Here is a 20271-nt window from a genome sequence, read left to right on the forward strand (position 1 = left end):
ATGTAGTTAATTAATTTTTTGAAGTCAAATCATCAGCTGCAGCGTGATCAGCATCTTCAATTGTTGTTTCGGGCATTCCGTATAAGCCGTTCATTGCTTGTTCTTCAATAGTAAGGTTTGCAGTATTATTATTTTGAATAGATGTAGTATTTTCAGTAATATTTTCTTTTTTATTCATATTTTTGTTATTCATGTATGTATCCTCCAAATTTCATTTGATTTATCTATAGTATGTGGATGGATTTCAAGAAATATGTGAATTGATTCTTACATATGTTATATAATTAAATAAATAATTAGGGTGAAATGTAAACTGTTAGGAGTGAACAATTATGGTGAAAGCAAGGGAAATAGCCTTCTAAAATAAAAAGAAAATTTTAGGAGGCTATTAGAATGAAGTTTCATGTAATTGATAGAGAAGATTGGAATAGAGAGCAGTATTTTGAGCATTATTTAAAGTTGAAATGTACATTTAGTATGACTGTTAATGTTGATATCACGATGTTATTAGAGGAATTATATCAAAAGGGAATAAAATTTTATCCCGTTTTTATATATTTAATTTCTAGAGTAGTAAATAATCATAAAAAATTTCGAACATGTTTTAACGATGAAGGAGTTTTAGGCTATTGGGAGGAAATGATACCGAGTTATACAATCTTTCATAAAGATGATAAGTCTTTTTCAAGTATATGGACGGATTATTCAAGTGATTTCCGCACTTTCTATAAGAATTATGAAGACGATATGAGATGCTATGCTAGTGTTCATGTTTTTTTCACGAAAGAAAATATTCCACCTAATGTATTTCCGATTTCTAGTATACCTTGGACTAGTTTTACTGGATTTAATCTTAATATTAATAATGATGAAAATTTTCTATTGCCAATTATAACTTGTGGGAAATATTTTAATGAAGGAAACAAGGTTATGCTACCAGTTTCATTGCAAGTACATCATTCGGTTTGTGATGGATATGATGCGAGTCAATTTATAGAAGATTTACAGCAGTTAAGTAATACTTGCAACGAGTGGCTTAAGTAATATTTAATTTTTAATTATATAAAGTGAAACTTTAATCAGTGGGGGTTTTGTTCAGCCCCCACTGATTATTAGCCCGACCCCCACCTAACTTCTTTGCTTTCGCTGAATTTTGAGGTGGGGGTCTTACTGCCCAGCAAATAGCGGGATAAAATTGAAAATGAATAAAAGAAGAGACCATGTTGGTATTACATGGTCTCTTCTTTTATTCATTAATACTAAGTAATTGTGGAAAATATAGGGTGATTTGTAGTTTAATAGTAAAGAGAGTGATTAGTATTAATTTTCTTTGTTTTTAAAATTTTAAGTATATAAATGTTTAACAGGGGGGGGATAAAGTGAAATTCGTAAGCATTAAAAAAGATGAAATCTTAATTGGGGATATGGCAAAATTGTATTGTAAAGTATTTGAGAAAATAAATTTCAATGAAATGATCGAGCGAATGAATAGGCATATAGAATATACAGGTTTTAAAGGTATAGTAGCAATAAATGATGAAAATGAAGTAGTTGGCTTTACTTATGGTTATCGCTCAATGGAGGGACAGTACTATAATCAATTAATGAGAGAAGCGTTACATCTAGAGCAAGTAGACGAATGGTTACAAGATTGTTTTGAATTTGTAGAGTTAGCAGTCCACCCACAATATCAAAATGAAGGTCTTGGAACGAAATTACATAATGAATTACTAGAAGGGATTCCAAATAGAACGAGTGTTTTAACAACACAAATAAACAATGAAAAAGCACGTTCGTTATATGAAAGATTAGATTGGATAAATGTATTGGAGCCATTTCATCCAAGTACAAATGATGTTCCATATGTAATAATGGGAAAAGCATTAAAAACAAAAGTGAATTGATAATTATGCCATTCACAAAAATGGTTGGTTTGTAATAATGAAGGGGAAAACGAAAATGACGAGAATATCTATAGAAAAAGCTACAATTTTAGATGCTGAGAAATTAACAGAAATAATGAAAAGAACATTTGATGCAGAAGCAAAACAATGGCTATACGGCCAAGATGATGTCATTGATTATAACATTCAACCGCCAGGGTATTCTTCAGTTGAAATGATGGAATATTCCATTGAAGAATTGGATTCTTTCAAAGTTGTAATGGATAAAGAAATAATTGGAGGGATAATAGTTACGATTTCTGGTAAGTCGTACGGTCGAATTGATCGTATTTTTGTAGCTCCTGTTTATCAAGGAAAAGGAATTGGATCACATGTTATGAAATTAATAGAAAAGGAATATCCAAACATAAAGATTTGGGATCTCGAAACATCTAGTAGACAAATTAATAATCATCACTTTTATAAAAAGATGGGCTACCAAATGATTTTTGAATCGGAAGATGAGTATTGTTACGTGAAAAGAATAAAAACAAGCTCAAACAAAGAGAGTGTAGTTACAAATAAAGATATGAAAAATAGTCAATACGAAAACTGTAATTTAGCAAATACAGGGTATTATCAAGTGAATTTAAAAAACAGTTCATTTGTTGGTAGCAATATAATGAATACGAATATGAGTAATTGCAATGTAAGTCAATCAAAGTTTAGAAATATAAATTTTAGAAGTTTATCATATGCAGATTTAAATCTTTCTGGCAGTAAATTTAATTTGGTGACTTTAGGTGGAGTACAATTCAAAAATACAAGTCTCGGAGATGAGAAGGAACCTATTGTATTCGATAAATGTGACTTGGAAGGTAGCACCATAAGTAACAGTAATCTGAAAAATATTGAAATAGAAAATTGTGATATAGTCGGAATGGGAATAAATGGTATTAAAATTGAAGATTTGCTTAATTTATATAGCAAAGTGAAAAGTTAATCATATAGATATAGTTGTTAATCTTTTTGGGAATTAAATATTATATCGGAATAATTATGTAAAAATGACATAAAGAAATACGGACGAGAAGGTCATTCATGAACATTTCTAGAATACACACAAATATATTGTTATTTATATGGAGGAGAGAAAGATGGGGGTTAACGTTAGAGCAGTAGAAATACAAGATGCTAGAGCAATTCATTGTATATGTATACAAGATGACGTTTTACCGTATATGGTTTTCTTACCTAGCATGCGTGTAGAAGCTATGGAAAATAGAATTCGAAATTTAGCACCAAATCAATTTGAATTTGTTGCAGAATATGATGGAGAAGTTGTTGGATTTGTAAGTTTAACACAAAGTCCAGGCCGAAGATCTCATTCAGGCGATTTATTCATTGGGGTAGACAGTGAATATCATAATAAAGGAATTGGGAAAGCACTTCTTATGAAGATGCTTGATCTGGCTGATAATTGGTTAATGTTAGAGAGAGTAGAACTAGGTGTGTTAGAAACGAATCCAAAAGCAAAAGCTTTATATGAAAAATTTGGATTTGTAGAAGAGGGGGTAAAGATAGGGAATTTGAAAGCTCACGGAAAGTTTATTAATGAAATTATGATGAGTCGTTTTAGACCGAATGGTTTAATTGTACATAATTGATAGTTAAAAGCATGACAGTATACTGTCATGCTTTTTCATTAGAATTTGGCTGTAATAAAAATAATGCTAAACCAATAAAAATAACGGCAATTCCTAGTCCTTGTTGTAAAGAAATGGTCTCATGTAATATAAAGTACGCTAGCATACAAGTGCCAATTGTTTCACCTAAAATACTCATTGAAATTACAGTAGCACTCATCCATTTTAATAACCAATTAAAAATGGTTTGTCCTAAAATTGTAGCAATGAAAGCTAATCCAATAAAGCACAACCAAGTTTGTGTAGAGTAATGGATGAAAGATTCTTGTTGCGTGAAAGCAAATATTCCAAGAAAGCCAGCACTACTTCCATAACTAATTACCGAATAGGGTATAAGTGACAAATCTTTACGGACGTGTTGGCTAATGAAAAAATAAGCAGTAATGATACCAGCAGCGATAAATGCTAAAATATCTCCATATAAAGCTTCTCCACTAATTTGGAAATCTTGCCAGCCAATGATGATACTACCTGAAATGGCGATGAGGCAACCAATAACCGCTCCTTTCGTAAATCTCTCCTTAAATAAAAAATAACCACCAATTATTGAGAACAAAGGTTGTAACGTTACGATAACTGTAGAGCTTGCTACAGAAGTATATTGTAATGATTCAAACCATAGTACATAATGTGCAGCTAAAAATAGCCCAGATATGAATCCGAATGTCCATTGTTTTTTCGTTAAAGTTTTTAGCTCATTTCGACTATTTTTATTAAATAGTAATAACGGTAACAGGATCAGTGTGGCAAAGAATAATCGGTAAAAAGCAATGATTGTCGCAGGAGCAGCTGCCAATTTTACAAAAATTGCTGAAGTTGATAAGGCGAATACACCAAAAAATAAGATGAAATATGAAAGAATAGGTGATTTCAAAGTTTGTCCCTCCGATAGATTGTTTATTATAATAAACTTAGTGCGATATAATATACAAAGGTAAGTATATAAGTCCCGGAGATAATAGGAAAGGATTATTTGCCTTTGTTTAGTATGTCAGCACAAAGACAATGAAATATGCATTATGATGGACGAAAGGAAGTTTTACTATGATACATGATAGGCTTGGACAAACGGTATTAAGTTATCGTAAGAAAAATAATATGACAATTCGTGAATTCGCTGAGTATGCAGGGATTAGTACATCACTAATTAGCCAAATTGAAAGAGGACATGCTAATCCTTCTTTAAATGTTTTGGAGTTAATTGCAAAAGCATTAAATGTACCGCTGTTTACACTTTTTATTAACGATATTGATACAGATTCGCTCATTTCCAAGAAAAAAGATCGAAAAAAAGTATATCGGGAAAACAATGATCACATTGTATATGATGTATTAACACCTGATTTTATGAAAGCACGTATTGAAATGCTAATGATGGATTTAAATAAACAAGCAAACACAACAGAAAGCCATTATTCCCATGAAGATAAGGAAGAGATTGCTGTTATTATGAAAGGGGAAGTATACGTAGAATTGGAGGGAAAAGAATATTTTTTAGAAGAAGGCGATGTTGTACGTATTCCACCAAATGTGAAGCATCGATTTTTGAATAAAAGTGATGAATCGAATCACATTTTATTTGTCCTGACACCATCTTTAGGATGAAAATATAGTGATTTTAATTAGGGGAGAAAGAAAATGGAAAACAAAAGTATTTTAAAAGGCGGCCTTTCAATTATTTCTCAATGCAAAAAAGAAACAAATGATATTTGGCATGCGCATTTTGGAGCAGCTGCAATTGCTAGTTATTTTAATCATATAAAGAGAGCTCCAAATTATAAAGATATAACATTAGAAAAATTCCGGTATGTTATTCATTCTTAATGAACTTTAATAATCTGAAAAAAGAAGCTTAATCTAGTTTCTTTTTTTGTTAGTAGTATATTATTTTTTCAAATATGTAAGATTTTACATGCGTATTTTACTTTTACTAATTATGTAAGTAGGCTATACTGAAATACATACATTTTATTTTTGGAGAGATGTAAAACGACATGGAACTAGCGAAATTGGAAAAAGTAATTGAAATAAAAAAAGAAGAACTTTTATATTTAGTATCGGATTATGGAATTCAACATGAAAAAGTATTGGCATTGAGTCAAGAACTAGACAAATTAATCAATTACTTTATGTTTTTAAAATAAAGAGAACTATGACGGGGTTTGTAAATGTTATAGTTCTTTTTTATTAGGTAATTTGAAAATATATTCAAATATATTGTCTAATTTCTTACAGAATGCGCAACTTGCTAGTCGAATATAAGGACTTTTGGTTATAATAAAAAGGAATTATTAATTGTATCGGTTAGGAGCGCAGCACATATGAAAACAGTTGTTGTTATCGGTGGAGGTATAACGGGACTTTCTACTATGTTTTATTTAGAAAAATTAAAAAAGGATTATAATATCGATTTAAATTTAATTCTTATTGAGAAAGAAGAGTATTTAGGTGGTAAAATCCATAGTGTGGAAGAAAAGGATTTCATTATGGAGTCAGGAGCGGATTCAATCGTTGCTCGTAATGAATATGTTATGCCACTTGTAAAAGATTTAAATTTAGAAGATGAAATGGTATATAATGAAACGGGTATTTCTTACATATATTCTGAAAACATGTTACATCCGATTCCTTCTGATACTATATTTGGGATACCTATGAGCGCCCGGTCGTTGTTTAGCAGTACGCTAGTCTCAACGAAAGGGAAAATCGTAGCTTTAAAAGATTTCATAACGAAAAATAAAGAGTTTACGAAAGACACATCACTTGCTCTATTTTTAGAAAGTTTCTTAGGGAAAGAGTTAGTGGAAAGACAAATTGCTCCTGTGCTTTCAGGCGTATATTCTGGTAAATTGAATGAGCTTACAATGGCATCTACATTACCATATTTACTGGATTATAAAAATAAGTATGGAAGTATTATTAAAGGTTTTGAAGAGAATAAAAAACAATTTCAATCAGCAGGAAATAAAAAATTCGTATCATTTAAAGGTGGACTATCTACGATAATTAATCGCTTAGAAGAAGTGCTGACTGAAACTGTCGTAAAAAAAGGTGCTATAACGACGGCTGTAAGTAAACAAGAAGATCGATATGAGATTTCTTTTGTAAATCATGAAACAATACAAGCTGATTATGTTGTTTTAGCAGCTCCACATGATATAGCACAAACTTTATTACAGTCTAATGAGTTAAATGAGCAGTTTAATACATTTAAAAACTCATCTCTTATAAGTATTTACTTAGGATTTGACATACTAGATGAACAACTACCAGCTGACGGCACAGGGTTTATTGTAACGGAAAACAGTGATTTACATTGTGATGCTTGCACATGGACAAGTCGAAAGTGGAAACATACATCGGGTAAACAAAAATTATTAGTAAGAATGTTTTATAAGAGCACCAATCCGGTATATGAAACAATCAAAAATTATAGTGAAGAAGAATTAGTACGAGTTGCTTTATATGATATTGAAAAAAGTCTCGGAATTAAAGGTGAACCAGAAGTAGTCAAAGTTACAAATTGGAAAGATTTAATGCCGAAATATCATTTAGAACATAATCAAGCGGTTCAAACATTGCAAGAAAAAATGACGAATCTTTATCCAAATGTATATTTAGCTGGTGCCTCATATTACGGTGTCGGAATTGGTGCGTGTATTGGAAATGGAAAGAATATAGCCAATGAAATAATGGCTACATTAAATAAATAATACTGTAGAATAAATAAAAACTGTCCCTTCAGCAAAATGGAGGAACAGTTTTTATTTATTTTATTTGAATCGAAATTGTATTGTTTTTTACATTGTTTTCTTTTATTGTTAATGTTATTTCTCCAGACTCTTTAAATGAATACGGTGATAGTTGATAAATATCTTTTATATCATGTTTTTCTTGTAATTTATTTACCGGTATTGATACGATATTTGGCTTCCATGTTTCTTGTTTTCCTGAAGGATATTCTATAAGTATTACCGGATTTTTTAACTGTATTGTTTTCCAAGAGACGAAATATAGTTGTACTTCTGTATCTTTTTTTAATAATTCTTCGGAGAAATAACCGAATTCGCCTACATTACCGAAAACAGTATAATTTTGATTTTTTAATTTAATATCTAAATAACTAGGTTGATATGTTACTGCATGATAAGTTCCATATGAAAGTGAGAGTATGGCAGCGATTAAAATACCGATTGAAAATGTCCTAAAGCTATTGCCTTTAAAGCTAGTCATCATGAATGAGTTTGGTGTGAATTTTTTTGCGAATAAAAAAATAAGTAATATGAGTAAGAGGGATAAGCCGATGAATATATACATAGGAAATTTACACCTCCACAATAAAAAAATAAATTAACTATATTTTACCATAAATGTATGGGGTAGGGTGGTTGTTTAGAAGGAGAAAATGAAGAAACAATTTCTTTACAGTTCTTGATAATTTAAAATTAGATTTATGGAAATTATAGCGTCATGTTTGATTGGCAATCAGAAGGTATCCAATTCGTGTATATAGAATAAAGAGGGAATGCGCCATTAGAAATGTTTGATTTATGGAACAATAAGGACTTTACTAATTATACATATTTTTTCTGATATAATGAACGAGTAGAGAGAAAGGAGTGATCCTATGGCATTTCCTATATTAGAAACAGAACGCTTACGTTTAGTTGAAATAGAACAATCTTATTGTCAAAAAATATATGAAATCTTTTCATTGGATGAAGTGACGTGTTATTACGGTATGAATTCTTTTACGGAGTTTGGACAAGCTTCACGTATGATCGAATCTTTTTCAAAAAATTACTTTGAGAAAAAGGCAATACGATGGGGAATTGTGTTAAAAGAAACGAATGTTTTAATAGGAACAATTGGACTAAACAATTTACAATTATGGAGCAAACGATCTGAGATTGGATATGATCTGCATCCTCATTATTGGGGAAATGGTTATGCTTCAGAAGCAGCTCGAGAAATTATTGATTATGGATTTAAAGATTTAGGTTTGTTTAGAATTGGAGCTATTACATATCCTGAAAATGTTACTTCTTGTAGAATGTTATCTAAAATTGGCTTCCAAAAGGAAGGTCTATTGCGCGGATATATTCATCAAGGAAATAAGCAACACGATGCATTATTGTATTCTATAGTACGAATTGATATTGAGGACATAAATTTATAATAAAAAAACCTCTTAATTAAAAGAGGTTTTTTTTATTATAAATTAACCTAATTTAGGTAATAAACGTTCTCCGCTTTTCATGCTACTTTTACATAAAGGGCATTTAGGCTCTTCTTCAAATGAAAAGTTCTTTCTCATCCATCCTAAACAATCCTCTGATTCACATTCCCAAACAGGGGTTTGTTCTGGTGGTACTTCTGCTACATCGTTCTTTCGATTGCGATACATGTAACCACTCCTTTTATGTAAAAAATTTTAGTTATATATTAAAAAGGTTGTTAACCTTGCTGGTAACAACCTTTTTATTGTTTGAATTATAGCTTTACAACGTTTTTAGCTTGAGGTCCGCGGTTACCTTCTTCAACTTCAAAGCTAACTTCTTGACCTTCGTCAAGAGACTTGAAGCCGTCGCCAGTGATAGCTGAGAAGTGAACGAATACATCGTTACCGTCTGCAACTTCGATGAAACCGAAACCTTTTTCGCTGTTAAACCATTTTACTTTACCTGTTAATGTCATGGTAATGCCTCCTAAAAGTAGAAAAATTACAATATGATCGGCCTTATTTGAATGAAAATAAAATTTCACATATTATCAAAAACCCATAAGGAGTACAAACTGTCCCTGATTGATACTTGATAATATGCAAAGAAAATATAGTGTTAAATTGACCTTAATTACTATCTTACAACAAATGGTGGGAAATAGCAAGTGCTGGTAATACCACTGAGTAATCTGGGTGATAATAGTAAAGGCACAAAGGCACCTCTTTTATTTATATATTATTCCTAATATGGATTTATGCAAAATCATGTAAGAAAAACTTAGAGTAAATATTAATAATGTATTTTTTTGTGGTAAAATATGGTTGTTTACTGTTGGTAGTTAAATATTATAAAAGGAGAAAAGAAAGTGAAAAATAATTCATTTTTAATAATTGAAGCAGCAAAAGCAGGGAGAAAAAAGGTCCATCCAGTCTTTGTTGTAATATTAGCCATTATATTTTTGACTTTAGGCGAACTTTTTATGTTATTTATGTTATTTTTACCGAAAGCTGAAACGATATTCATGAAAGGTATTTATGACAATGTTAGAATGGTGTTAACGTTTGGCGGAGCTATATTTATTTTATTTATATGGGTTCGTTTTGTAGAAAAAAGACCTTTTTCATCCATTGGCTTTTGGAAAGAGAAATGGATGAGAAAGTATTTAAAAGGTGCGTTAATAGGGTTTTTATTTATTTCAACGCCAGTTATTCTACTATTATTAATGGGGAGTGTGAAATTGCAAGTACAACATATTACCTCAACAGTGATAGTAGGAATAGTAGGATCTCTAGTTGCATTTTTAATACAAGGGGCAACGGAAGAAATTATTGTACGAGGTTGGTTATTCCCGGTTCTTTCTGTTAGAAGTCGTATATGGGTTGGAATAATTGTAACTTCATTTTTATTTGGATTTCTTCATCTACTTAATCCAGGAATTACAATATTATCTATATCGAATATAATATTAGTGGGTGTTTTCGCAGCTTTATATGTATTGAAAGAAGACGGTCTGTGGGGAATATGTGCATGGCACTCAATTTGGAACTGGGCTCAATATAATGTATATGGTTTTGCAGTTAGTGGCACAACTGTATATTCTACTCCAATTTTTAAGTCTATAACAAATGGACCAGAAACATTGCATGGAGGCACGTTCGGAATTGAAGGTAGTATCATTACAACAATCATGCTCACTATTGCTTCAATTGTTTTATGGAGAAAGTTATGGGGAAGAAAAGTGAAACAACGAAATTTTAGTTAATGAAAGAGGGAGAAACTATGGGGATAATAGCATTTGAGGGAGCAAGCGCTGTTGGTAAAAGTACCACGTGCCGTGAATTAGAAAAGAATTATGGTGCTTATATAATACCTGAAGTGAATTCTTTATTTGAAAGGCCAAAAAATGAACATAGAACATGGTATTTTGAAAAACAAGTTGAGCGCTGGAATATAGCTGTTCAGAAGTCAGAGCAATATGAATTAGTAATACTCGATGGCGATATATATCAGCCACTTAGTTATAATTGGTGTTTTCATTTTGATATATTTAATCAGCCATTATCTTTAATAGAAAATTTTTATAAAGAAAAGATGATAAATAGGGAAATTGGTTTTCCAGATCAATATTTTTATTTATATACGAACGATGAAGAACTTAGAAAACGGAAAGTATCTGATGAAACGAAAAGAAGGAGAAACTTTGAAAAACATTTACATATATCAAAATCGTTTCAGCGTTATTATGAAAATTTAAATACTGTTACAGATGGGTATTGTAAATTAATTGAGGCAAAAAGTGTAAGAAATAATGAATTAGAAATAGTGAGAAACTCAAAAAATTTGAACGTGTGTGAAGAAGGACGTTTTGATGTTTCGAGGTTAGATGCTATTACGAAGTGGTTAAAAGAAAATCGTGCATAAAGTAAAAACAACGAGTGTTGTAGAACGCAATCGTTGTTTTTTTGTTTCTTTATAAATATAAAGGAAAAATTTGTAGAATATTTTCAATATTTAACAGAATAATCTTTTAATTTAAAAGGAAAAGAAATACAATATGAGGAAGTATATATAAATAATATGATAGGGGATGGGATGCGATATTTGGAATGAAGTAACAGTTTTTATATAAGAAATAATTAGGTAGTCAGAACAGAGAAATTTGGGAGGAAACAAGCGAGATGAAAACATTTTTGAAAATAATAGGTGTTATAGCTGGTATGGCGGTAATTGGAGTAGGTTTAACATATGGTATGCTGCATTATTTAAATAATAGTAAACCAGCTGCGAAAAAGGCATCACCAGCTGCTCCAGCAGTAGAAGTATTAGCTGATAGTAACGTAAAAGCAGAAGATGCAAAGCTTTTAGAAAATGGAAATTATTCATTGCCGAATAGTGGTTTTAATAAAAATTTTAAATGGACAGATGAGAACATACAGACAGCATTACATGAAATGGCACATCAAAAAGCGAAAGCTGATCAAAAGTGGGGCTATATTTTTATTACACAAGAGCGGATTGAAAGCTTAATTGATATTGTAAAGAGTAATGATCTTGTACAGGGAAGTACATATGTAGAAATTTTAGAACGATGGAAACAAGGAAAATATGAAAAGGTTGATGGGGATCATAATAAGATTTGGAAATTACAAAGTGGGAATTTAGGAGAAGGAAAAGGAGTAATGTCGGTAGCTGAGCAAAAAGAATTAATTAATCAAGTGTTTATGAACAAAGGTACATATTCAGGTAGTAAATTAATTGCAGGTGGGGGACAGACTAATAAATAGTATACTAATTAATGAAAGAGAGTAATTGCTTATTAGGCAATTACTCTTTTTCTATGTACGTCTTAATATTTTAGTCTCGTTCAAGTAAGGAAAGGAACGATTGTAATACCGGGGAAATCCATCTAGATTTATGATAGATTACATAACTTTGAATAACTGTTGGAGTTTCGATAGGTTGAAAACATAGTTGTCCTTTTTGGCAACTTTCTTGTACAACGATATAAGGAAGAATTGAAATGCCTAACTCACACATAACGGATTGTTTAATGACTTCAACATTGGAAGTTTCAAATGTTTTAGCTGGAATATTTCCACTTTGACGTAAAAAACGATCTACCATTGGCCTATAGCCGCAGCTTTGTTCTGTAAAAATGAACTGGGTGTCCTGTAATAACTGGAATGGATTTGTATGTGCAGAGGAATAAGCTGGTAAAATCCATCCAAATGTTTCATTACTAAAAGTACGCGTAATAAAATCATTATGTTCTATACTTTCTCCAATTATGAAGACAACGTCTGTTTCTCCTTCACGTAATTTTTGTAATGCTTGTTCATTTGTGTTTGTTTCAAGTACGATATTTACTTTTGGATTTTTCTGTTTGTAAGTACGTAATAATTGTGGTAATCGGTATACCGCTAATGATTCATTAGATGTAATACTTAATGTACCTTCTAAATAATCTGTATTTTGGGGGATTTCTCGCGCTTTTTCATATATTGAAAGTAATTCTAATGCATAAGGATGAAATTGATGACCTGCTTTTGTAAGTAGCACTTTTTTCCCTAACCGATCGAAAAGAGGAATATGTAAATCGTTCTCTAAAGCTTTCATATGTGCTGTAACAGTAGATTGCGCATAACCTAGCGCATGCGCAGCCTTAGAAAAATTACCATACTTCACAATGGCGCAAAATGTTTTAACATGTCTCATTTCCATAAGCGATCCCTCTTTTATTATCATGATTTGTGAATGATTATATCATGTATTTTAATTTTCCAAATGATTAAATTCTGTATAAAATGAAATTGTAGAAATATTCATTCAGGTGATATTGGAGGAGAAAAGATGAAAAAAAAGGGCTATCATGTAGCTGTTGTTGGGGCTACAGGTGCGGTAGGGCAAAAAATTATTGAACTGTTAGAGAATGAAATGAAGTTTAATATAGTTGAAGTTACATTGCTTTCGTCAAAACGATCCGCTGGTAAGAAAGTAAGATTCAAAGGACGAGAGATAATTATAAAAGAGGCAAAAACAACTAGCTTTGAAGGTGTAGATATTGCCTTTTTTAGCGCTGGGGGAGAAGTATCTAGACAATTTGTAACTCATGCAGTTTCTAGTGGTGCGATTGTAATTGATAACACAAGTGAGTACCGAATGGCACAAGGTGTACCGCTCGTTGTTCCGGAAGTGAATGCGCATACTTTAAAGCAGCATAAAGGTATCATTGCAGTTCCAAATTGTTCAGCGTTACAGATGGTAACAGCACTTCAGCCGATTCGAAAATCATTCGGTTTAGAAAGAATCATCGTTTCAACATATCAAGCCGTATCGGGTTCTGGCATTCATGCGATTCATGAATTACAAGAGCAGGCTAAGTCTATGCTTGCTGGTGAAGAAGTGAAAAGTAATATATTACCGGCGAAAAAAGATAAAAAACATTACCCAATAGCGTTTAATGTACTGCCTCAAGTAGATATATTTACAGACAATGATTTTACTTTTGAAGAAGTAAAAATGATTCAAGAAACGAAGAAAATATTAGAAGATGAAAACCTGAAAATGGCAGCTACTTGTGTACGTGTTCCAGTTGTATCAGGGCATTCAGAATCGGTTTATATAGAACTGGAAAAAGAAGCAACCGTTACGGAAATTAAGGAAGTATTAATGGATGCACCAGGTGTTATTTTGCAGGATAACCCTAGTAAACAGCTGTATCCAATGCCATTATATGCAGAAGGGAAAATAGATACATTTGTCGGAAGAATACGTAAAGATCCTGATATGCCAAACGGATTCCACCTCTGGATTGTTTCTGATAACCTATTAAAAGGTGCGGCTTGGAATTCAGTTCAAATCGCAGAGACTTTAGTAGAAAAGGGAATACTTTAATCTAGTTTGAAAAACCGGGGAATCGATAATCATTTTCCGGTTTTTATCCCGCTATTTGCTGGGCAGTAAGACCCCCACTGATTAAAGCTTCACTTTATTTAATAATTGTTTTCTTTATTTCGCCCAACTTTAATTTAAATTAGTCGTTATTGAATTTTTATAAATATCTACTTTATGTGCAGTGAAGCGTAAGGTTTTGGATTCTGCATGAATTGTTAGGTTAATAATAATCGATAACGGCATTTCGACCGTTTTCACAATATCTTCTATAGCAATATACTCATTTTCTGCTTTGTTATAATAAACAACAGAACGAATTACTGCCTCGTTATTTTCAATGTCAATTTCACACATCATAGGGAATTTTTCACCATTATGTAAGAATAGTTCGCCTAGTACGATTGAACCGTTTAGCTCCTCTGTAAAATTAGTAGTTGCTGCTGGTTTTACCCATGTTTCGTCATGTTCTTCGTTTTCCTCTTCATCTATTGCCCATTCCCAAATGGGGTTTTGTTTTAGGTCTTCAATAGTTAATTCATCAATTGGTTTGCAATTGCTCATACATAATTCTCCTGTTGCTTTGATAAATAAGTTTCTTAATCTCAAAAATTAGATGATTGCTTACGAGTAAGTTCAATATAGTATTTTGCTCATTTGATATTAAACTATTTTATTTTGAAGTAAAGCTTCTGTAGCAATATTAACAAAAAAATAATTATTTAGTAAATAATTATTAGTGGAGGTTTTAAAGTGGCATGGAGTTAAGGTAAGGTAGTAAAAAACATCAAGAATGAATGGGATTCATTTGGTACGATATGGATATGTTTAATAAGAGGGGGAATTTGATGTATCAAGTAAAGGGGTATTTTTCATCGCTCAAAGGAAGTCATTATGAAATTGGTAAGCAACAAGGTGAATTTGTGAAACAACATTCTTATCTTATTCCGCAATTTATAGAGCAAGAAAACTTAATATCGCATAACCATTGGACAGAATCTAGAAATATATTAAATCAATATTGTTCTGGAATTAATGAAGAAATTGAAGGTTTTTGTGAAGTGTTAAAAATTCCTTCAAAAAATATGATGTATTACTATCAAACACTATTGAAAGCAGGTTGTAGTCATTGTGCAGTATTACCTAAAAAGACAGATTTAACTCACACTTATGTATTAAGAAATTATGATTTGTCACCAGTAATAGATGATATGCGTTTTTGCTCGACGCATGTTGAAGGTGCGTATGCACATAGTGGCTTTTCTACTCAATATTTTGGTCGAACAGAAGGGGTTAACGAACATGGATTATCTGTTACATTTTCAGCATGTGGTCAACCAGTAGGAAACATTGCAGGTTTAAGAAAGCCAATGGTAAATGGTTTACAGTGTTTTGCGGTAATTCGATTGTTGTTGGAGAAATGTAAAAATGTGCAGGAAGCTAAATCACTAATAGAAGAAATACCAATTGCTAGTAATATTAATTTAATAGTAGCTGATCCTTTAAACGCAGCACATATTGAAATATTTGACGGTCATAAATCCACAACAACGATTGATGGTGACAACCAAGCTTTTATTGTATCAACAAACCATGCAGTTAGTTCATCAATTCAGAAATTAAATAATAGGAAATTAGAACAATCTACAAAGAGATATCATGTTTTACATGAGCATTTAAATGGATATGAACAAGTGAGCATAGAGTCTTTAAAAAAGTTAGTAGAAGAATATCCTGATGGACTGACTGTACATAACTATGAAGAATGGTTTGGAACTTTACATTCTGTATTATTCGATTTACATGATCGTACAATGAAGATTTGTTTCGGATCACCACTTTTAAACGACTGGTACTCATTGAAAGTTGGAGGAAGTATGCCGTTTTCTGAGGTGAACGTGAACTTTAAAAATAAAACTTATACTGACTTTTGGAGGGAAGATAAGAATGAATTGATGCCTAAAAGATAAATGAGATAAGATGATAATGAAGAGAGTGCATTTACACTGGAGGGATTACCAATGCTAAAAGTTATGTTACCATTTATTCTTATCTTTTTTCTTGTCATTGCGATGTATATTGCTTATCAAAAGAGAAAAAAAACCGGGATAAAAGGATTGAAAAGTGCGTTAACTTCTATTTGCTTCTTTTCACTCGCAATTTTAAATATGTTTGCATATTGGTTTCACTTTGGCGGTGCTTTTACTTGGTTATTTTCAATTGTATTATTGCTAGTTGGTGCATATTTTACTAAATATATTCCAATATCTAAAAAGGTACATTAAAATCTATAAGAGTTTAATATAATGTTTACTTTGTTTTGAAAAGAGATTATTCTACTAGATCGTTGTGAAACGGTTTCATAGGATAATCTCTTTTTTTTAGTTTTGGAAAGAACTTACTGTGCTTTTTAGTTGTTCAATAAATTCTTGAGTTGCAGCACACATATATTTATCTTTTCTATAAATTAACCCTATTTCAATTGTTGGAGTAGGGTTTTCTATTTTAATAGCTTGAATGTTATTATTTTGTAAAAAGTCTATATATGGTTTGGGTAACACTGTAATTCCCATTCCTTTGGAAACCATTTGGATTAAAGATTCCATCGTGCTAATTTCTAAAATTGGTCTTGGTTTAAAGTTGAATTTTTGACAATAAGATGTAATTAGTTCGGTTAAAAAGAAATTTTTAGGTAAAAGAATTAAAGGATAGTTCTGTAATTCAGCAATAGATACATGATTACGTTCAGCTAATCGATGACCAGTGGGCACGACTAATGTAAGATCGCTTTTGTATAGAGGGATAGAGATAATCTCTTTATCTTGCACTGGGAGAAATGTAATTCCAATATGTAGTTCGTTTTGTAATAATTTTTTACGAATATCTCCTGTACGAAGCCCTAATACAGAAAGCTCTATATTAGGATATAAATTATTAAAATTTAAAATAGCTGGTGGTAGTAAGTAATTTACAACGGTTAACAAAGCCCCTATTGTTAAGGAACCTTGCTGTAATCCGTTTAGGTCTTGAATAGCTGAACGAGCTTGTTCGACTTCATGAAAAATGGTTTTACTATGTGATAATAAAATCTTCCCTGCTTCAGTTAGAGATATTTTTTTACCAATTCGATCGAAAAGTGGCATTCCTACTTCATGCTCTAATGCACGTATTTGTTGACTTAGAGAAGGCTGTGAAATATTTAATTTCTCAGCTGCTTTTGTGAAATGTAATTCTTTTGAAACAGCTAAAAAGTATTCAAGTTGTCGTAATTCGATTGAAATCACCTCAAGTATAATAATAGGTTATACCTATCATTATTATATAAATAATTGAATTGAACAATGATTTTAGAGGTTTTATAATCATCTTTAAATAACAGAGAGGGTTGTAAAAATTAATTGAGAGAAAATACATGTAACACCTTTAAAGGAGGAAATAGAATGGCTAATGAATATCAATTATTATCTTTAAATATAGGATTACCAAAAGAGGTTACATACGGCGGAAAGGTAATTCATACAGGCATAAATAAGAAACAAGTAAAGGAACCGGTATATTTATCCTTTGTAAAATTTAATGGGGATGGACAAGCTGACTTAGTTCATCATGGAGGAGTAGATAAAGCAGTTTGTGTTTATACTGGTGATCACTATCCATACTGGGAAAAAGAATTGAATCAAGATCTTGTATATGGGGCTTTCGGAGAAAATATAACAGTTAGTGGTATGAGCGAAGAGGATGTTTGTATTGGTGATACGTTTGAGCTAGGACAGGCAATCGTACAGGTAACACAACCAAGGCAACCTTGTTTTAAATTAGCAAAAAAATATAATATTCCAAAGTTACCACTATATTTTCAAGAAACAGGATATACAGGATTTTATTTTCGTGTATTAAAAGAAGGATGGGTATCATCAGTCGACACCTTAAAAAGACTACAGTCTGATCCAAAAGGTGTTTCAGTAGCATTCGCTAACCGTATTATGCATAAGGAAAAACAAAATATTGAAGGGGTAAAAAGGATATTAGAAGTAAATGCACTTTCAAATAGTTGGAGAAAGTCTTTTGAAAAGCGTATAAGTGGAGAAGAAATTAATACGAAGGAAAGACTTGAAGGGATAAAAGAATAAAAATATTTTATTATAAATAGTGTATTTCTATTAGTAAAGGCTAATTAGAAAGCGCTATTTTTATAAAATAAACTAATTAATATCCGAAAATCTTAATATTTTTTTATTCGACTTATTTTCAAATAGTCGAAACATAAAATTAATTAGACTTTTTTTTTATGTTTTATGATAGTATATTGATTGGTAAGACCTCTATTTTTAAGAGTAGGTCATATAAGTATATCTAATTTAATGGAATTTAACATTTGGAGGTACAACATGGGGAATGTTGAAAAATTGGCAAGTCTTCTAATAGAAGAACCGAAAAGAGAGCAGTTATTTCCTTTATTTGAAGAAGTGTTTGGAATTACAACTCAAACATTGAATGATTTTTCGGATAAAGGATATTGGGATGATACATATAAAGCTTTATCATTTTTACAAGAAGATAAAGTGATTGCAAATGTTGCGGCATTTTCACTCCCATTATTAATTAATGGTGAAAAAATAAATGCGGCGGGTATTCAATCAGTAATGACACACCCTAATTTCCGTAGACAAGGGCTAATGACACAATTAATGAGTAAAATGATAGAAGAAATTGATAAGAAATGTGAATGTGCATTATTGTTTACGGAAAAACCTGAACTATATACAGCATTTGGATTTAAAGTTGTGCAGGAATATTTGATGACTATACCATATGATAAAAATATTAATAATAACCATTCACTACTTAAAAAGTTAGATTTCTATAATATAGAGAATAGACAGTTAATACATGAAACTATTGATAGTAGCCAAAGACTTTCAAATGGTTTTTCAACTTTAAACTTCCATCCTTCATTTTATTTGAATATGTATGATTCAGAATGGAATGAGAAACTGTATTATTCAGAGAAACTAGATGCTTTAATCGTTTATGAAGTAGACAATGAAAAGTTGAAATTATTTGGAGTATTTGCGCCAGTACTTCCGGTTTTAGATGAATTATGTGGAGAAATCAATGAAAGGTTTACGGAAATCGAATTTTATTTTTCTCCGGATCAATTAGGGGTTGAGGATGTACAGTTTACAGAATTACAGTCTAGCAAGTATTTAATGGTTCGAAGTGATAAAGAGTTAGATTTTAAAGGTTATAAATTCCCAGTATTAGCGGAGTTTTAAATGTCTATATAAATGCTTTGTTATGGAGGAGCTATGAATATATCGTATATACCAGAAAGTATTGAGCAACTCACTATAATGAATGTACCTGAATACTATAAAATTAATGACAATCATGCGTTTATTGTCCGTTCGAAAGCAGAAACCGATTTTTGGCTTAAAACACATTATGGTTTTGAAGTAATGAATGGTCATGTATTTTATAATGAGATGATGACAGACTTTCAAGCTGAAGTTCAGTTACGTATGAATCCAAATTCAAAATTCGATCAAGCAGGTCTTTTTGTTATGATTTCGGAGAACTGTTGGCTGAAAACTTCATTAGAATATATTCCAGATGGTCCATCTCACTTAGGTGCTGTCGTAACGAATAATGGATATTCTGACTGGTCAACGCAAGATTATCCAACTGAAGCAGCTAAGCAACAACTTCGTTTTCGCATTATTCGAAAACGCGGTGATTATACAATATATGTGAAAAAGAGCCATCAATGGGAACAAATAAGAATCGCTCATTTAATGGAGGATATAGGGAATGAGCCTATTAAAATAGGTTTTTACACGTGTAGTCCTTCTAAAAATAAGGGATTTGAGACTGAGTTTTTAAATTTTACAATTGAAGAAATATAGATGAAAAACCGTATTCTTTTTATTAAGAATGCGGTTTTTGTATTTACATAATATAAAGCATATGTATTGACCAGAAAGTCATTAATACTTATCATTTAATAATGTTAAATATTAATTTACATAATATAATAGAAGTAATGAAGAAATTGCAAAAAATATC

At 31.3% G+C, this 20271-nt stretch carries 26 protein-coding genes; 18 read left to right on the top strand and 8 right to left on the bottom strand.

Annotation, left to right across the window (positions count from 1 at the left end; genetic code table 11):
* Positions 1-10: 10 nt before the first annotated feature.
* On the bottom strand, positions 11-193 hold the full coding sequence (locus BAQ53_RS11170) for a DUF4021 domain-containing protein (protein WP_001060656.1): 183 nt from the start codon (positions 191-193) through the stop codon (positions 11-13).
* Between the two features lie 200 nt (positions 194-393).
* Here BAQ53_RS11170 and catA point away from each other — a divergent pair, with 200 nt between their 5' ends.
* The 4 genes from catA (at position 394) to BAQ53_RS11190 (ending at position 3550) form a co-directional block, all read left to right on the top strand.
* Entirely contained in the window at positions 394-1044 is a 651-nt protein-coding gene (catA, locus tag BAQ53_RS11175) for a type A chloramphenicol O-acetyltransferase (protein ID WP_202822694.1), read from the top strand.
* Positions 1045-1379: 335 nt separating this feature from the next.
* Entirely contained in the window at positions 1380-1904 is a 525-nt protein-coding gene (locus BAQ53_RS11180; RefSeq protein ID WP_000673978.1) for a GNAT family N-acetyltransferase, read from the top strand.
* A 37-nt stretch (positions 1905-1941) separates the two neighbouring features.
* A complete protein-coding gene (locus BAQ53_RS11185; protein WP_208906854.1) occupies positions 1942-2886 on the top strand; it encodes a GNAT family N-acetyltransferase in 945 nt (314 codons plus the stop codon).
* A gap of 154 nt (positions 2887-3040) precedes the next feature.
* Positions 3041-3550 (top strand): GNAT family N-acetyltransferase, encoded by a 510-nt coding sequence (locus BAQ53_RS11190; RefSeq protein WP_000538742.1) that lies wholly within the window; start codon positions 3041-3043, stop codon positions 3548-3550.
* A 25-nt stretch (positions 3551-3575) separates the two neighbouring features.
* Here the strand turns inward: BAQ53_RS11190 and BAQ53_RS11195 are convergent, their stop codons facing one another.
* On the bottom strand, positions 3576-4463 hold the full coding sequence (locus BAQ53_RS11195; RefSeq protein WP_000841802.1) for a DMT family transporter: 888 nt from the start codon (positions 4461-4463) through the stop codon (positions 3576-3578).
* A gap of 170 nt (positions 4464-4633) precedes the next feature.
* Here BAQ53_RS11195 and BAQ53_RS11200 point away from each other — a divergent pair, with 170 nt between their 5' ends.
* The 4 genes from BAQ53_RS11200 to BAQ53_RS11215 all read left to right on the top strand — a co-directional run bounded on the left by BAQ53_RS11200 (position 4634) and on the right by BAQ53_RS11215 (position 7302).
* Entirely contained in the window at positions 4634-5194 is a 561-nt protein-coding gene (locus BAQ53_RS11200) for a helix-turn-helix domain-containing protein (protein WP_000581041.1), read from the top strand.
* Between the two features lie 33 nt (positions 5195-5227).
* A complete protein-coding gene (locus tag BAQ53_RS11205) occupies positions 5228-5413 on the top strand; it encodes a hypothetical protein (protein ID WP_000428904.1) in 186 nt (61 codons plus the stop codon).
* Between the two features lie 170 nt (positions 5414-5583).
* Positions 5584-5733: an aspartyl-phosphate phosphatase Spo0E family protein gene (locus BAQ53_RS11210; RefSeq protein WP_000417698.1), complete on the top strand. Its 150-nt coding sequence runs from the start codon at positions 5584-5586 to the stop codon at positions 5731-5733.
* A 177-nt stretch (positions 5734-5910) separates the two neighbouring features.
* The gene (locus BAQ53_RS11215) at positions 5911-7302 is read left to right on the top strand and encodes a protoporphyrinogen oxidase (RefSeq protein ID WP_000860363.1); all 1392 of its coding nucleotides are present in this window, start codon (positions 5911-5913) and stop codon (positions 7300-7302) included.
* Between the two features lie 55 nt (positions 7303-7357).
* Here the strand turns inward: BAQ53_RS11215 and BAQ53_RS11220 are convergent, their stop codons facing one another.
* Complete coding sequence (locus BAQ53_RS11220; protein WP_000275250.1) at positions 7358-7906, bottom strand: hypothetical protein; 549 nt, start codon at positions 7904-7906, stop codon at positions 7358-7360.
* Positions 7907-8216: 310 nt separating this feature from the next.
* Between BAQ53_RS11220 and BAQ53_RS11225 the strand changes: the two genes are divergently transcribed.
* Entirely contained in the window at positions 8217-8768 is a 552-nt protein-coding gene (locus tag BAQ53_RS11225; RefSeq protein ID WP_208906855.1) for a GNAT family N-acetyltransferase, read from the top strand.
* Positions 8769-8810: 42 nt separating this feature from the next.
* On the opposite strand, the gene BAQ53_RS11230 is transcribed toward BAQ53_RS11225, so the two are convergent.
* The gene (locus BAQ53_RS11230) at positions 8811-8996 is read right to left on the bottom strand and encodes a cold-shock protein (protein WP_000286203.1); all 186 of its coding nucleotides are present in this window, start codon (positions 8994-8996) and stop codon (positions 8811-8813) included.
* Positions 8997-9082: 86 nt separating this feature from the next.
* Positions 9083-9286: a cold-shock protein CspD gene (gene cspD, locus BAQ53_RS11235; RefSeq protein ID WP_000176366.1), complete on the bottom strand. Its 204-nt coding sequence runs from the start codon at positions 9284-9286 to the stop codon at positions 9083-9085.
* 393 nt (positions 9287-9679) lie between these two features.
* On the opposite strand from cspD, the gene BAQ53_RS11240 reads away from it, so the two are divergent.
* From BAQ53_RS11240 to BAQ53_RS11250, 3 genes are all read left to right on the top strand, one after another.
* On the top strand, positions 9680-10576 hold the full coding sequence (locus tag BAQ53_RS11240) for a CPBP family intramembrane glutamic endopeptidase (protein WP_061884144.1): 897 nt from the start codon (positions 9680-9682) through the stop codon (positions 10574-10576).
* A complete protein-coding gene (locus tag BAQ53_RS11245) occupies positions 10576-11235 on the top strand; it encodes an AAA family ATPase (RefSeq protein WP_199717811.1) in 660 nt (219 codons plus the stop codon). Before BAQ53_RS11240 ends, BAQ53_RS11245 begins: the two co-directional genes overlap by 1 nt.
* 257 nt (positions 11236-11492) lie before the next feature.
* A complete protein-coding gene (locus BAQ53_RS11250) occupies positions 11493-12098 on the top strand; it encodes a PRK06770 family protein (protein WP_000846985.1) in 606 nt (201 codons plus the stop codon).
* A gap of 70 nt (positions 12099-12168) precedes the next feature.
* Here BAQ53_RS11250 and BAQ53_RS11255 read toward each other — a convergent pair whose 3' ends face one another.
* Entirely contained in the window at positions 12169-13035 is an 867-nt protein-coding gene (locus BAQ53_RS11255) for a LysR family transcriptional regulator (RefSeq protein ID WP_000425906.1), read from the bottom strand.
* 129 nt (positions 13036-13164) lie between these two features.
* On the opposite strand from BAQ53_RS11255, the gene BAQ53_RS11260 reads away from it, so the two are divergent.
* Positions 13165-14208 carry an aspartate-semialdehyde dehydrogenase gene (locus BAQ53_RS11260; protein ID WP_000726549.1) on the top strand — a complete coding sequence of 348 codons (1044 nt, stop codon included), beginning with the start codon at positions 13165-13167 and terminating at the stop codon, positions 14206-14208.
* 129 nt (positions 14209-14337) lie between these two features.
* On the opposite strand, the gene BAQ53_RS11265 is transcribed toward BAQ53_RS11260, so the two are convergent.
* Positions 14338-14769 carry a hypothetical protein gene (locus BAQ53_RS11265; protein ID WP_061884147.1) on the bottom strand — a complete coding sequence of 144 codons (432 nt, stop codon included), beginning with the start codon at positions 14767-14769 and terminating at the stop codon, positions 14338-14340.
* A gap of 284 nt (positions 14770-15053) precedes the next feature.
* Here BAQ53_RS11265 and BAQ53_RS11270 point away from each other — a divergent pair, with 284 nt between their 5' ends.
* Entirely contained in the window at positions 15054-16175 is a 1122-nt protein-coding gene (locus BAQ53_RS11270) for a C45 family autoproteolytic acyltransferase/hydrolase (RefSeq protein ID WP_061884148.1), read from the top strand.
* Positions 16176-16226: 51 nt separating this feature from the next.
* On the top strand, positions 16227-16490 hold the full coding sequence (locus BAQ53_RS11275) for a hypothetical protein (protein ID WP_000921852.1): 264 nt from the start codon (positions 16227-16229) through the stop codon (positions 16488-16490).
* A gap of 96 nt (positions 16491-16586) precedes the next feature.
* Here BAQ53_RS11275 and BAQ53_RS11280 read toward each other — a convergent pair whose 3' ends face one another.
* The gene (locus BAQ53_RS11280) at positions 16587-17489 is read right to left on the bottom strand and encodes a LysR family transcriptional regulator (protein WP_046946310.1); all 903 of its coding nucleotides are present in this window, start codon (positions 17487-17489) and stop codon (positions 16587-16589) included.
* Positions 17490-17645: 156 nt separating this feature from the next.
* Between BAQ53_RS11280 and BAQ53_RS11285 the strand changes: the two genes are divergently transcribed.
* The 3 genes from BAQ53_RS11285 to BAQ53_RS11295 all read left to right on the top strand — a co-directional run bounded on the left by BAQ53_RS11285 (position 17646) and on the right by BAQ53_RS11295 (position 20111).
* Entirely contained in the window at positions 17646-18335 is a 690-nt protein-coding gene (locus BAQ53_RS11285) for an MOSC domain-containing protein (RefSeq protein WP_001262998.1), read from the top strand.
* Positions 18336-18593: 258 nt separating this feature from the next.
* Complete coding sequence (locus BAQ53_RS11290) at positions 18594-19481, top strand: GNAT family N-acetyltransferase (RefSeq protein WP_208906856.1); 888 nt, start codon at positions 18594-18596, stop codon at positions 19479-19481.
* A gap of 33 nt (positions 19482-19514) precedes the next feature.
* Positions 19515-20111, top strand: coding sequence for a DUF1349 domain-containing protein (locus BAQ53_RS11295; protein ID WP_001027685.1), 597 nt, complete (start codon positions 19515-19517; stop codon positions 20109-20111).
* The last annotated feature ends 160 nt before the right edge of the window (positions 20112-20271 follow it).

This window comes from Bacillus sp. B25(2016b) (assembly GCF_001679765.1).
Taxonomy (GTDB): domain Bacteria; phylum Bacillota; class Bacilli; order Bacillales; family Bacillaceae_G; genus Bacillus_A; species Bacillus_A thuringiensis_K.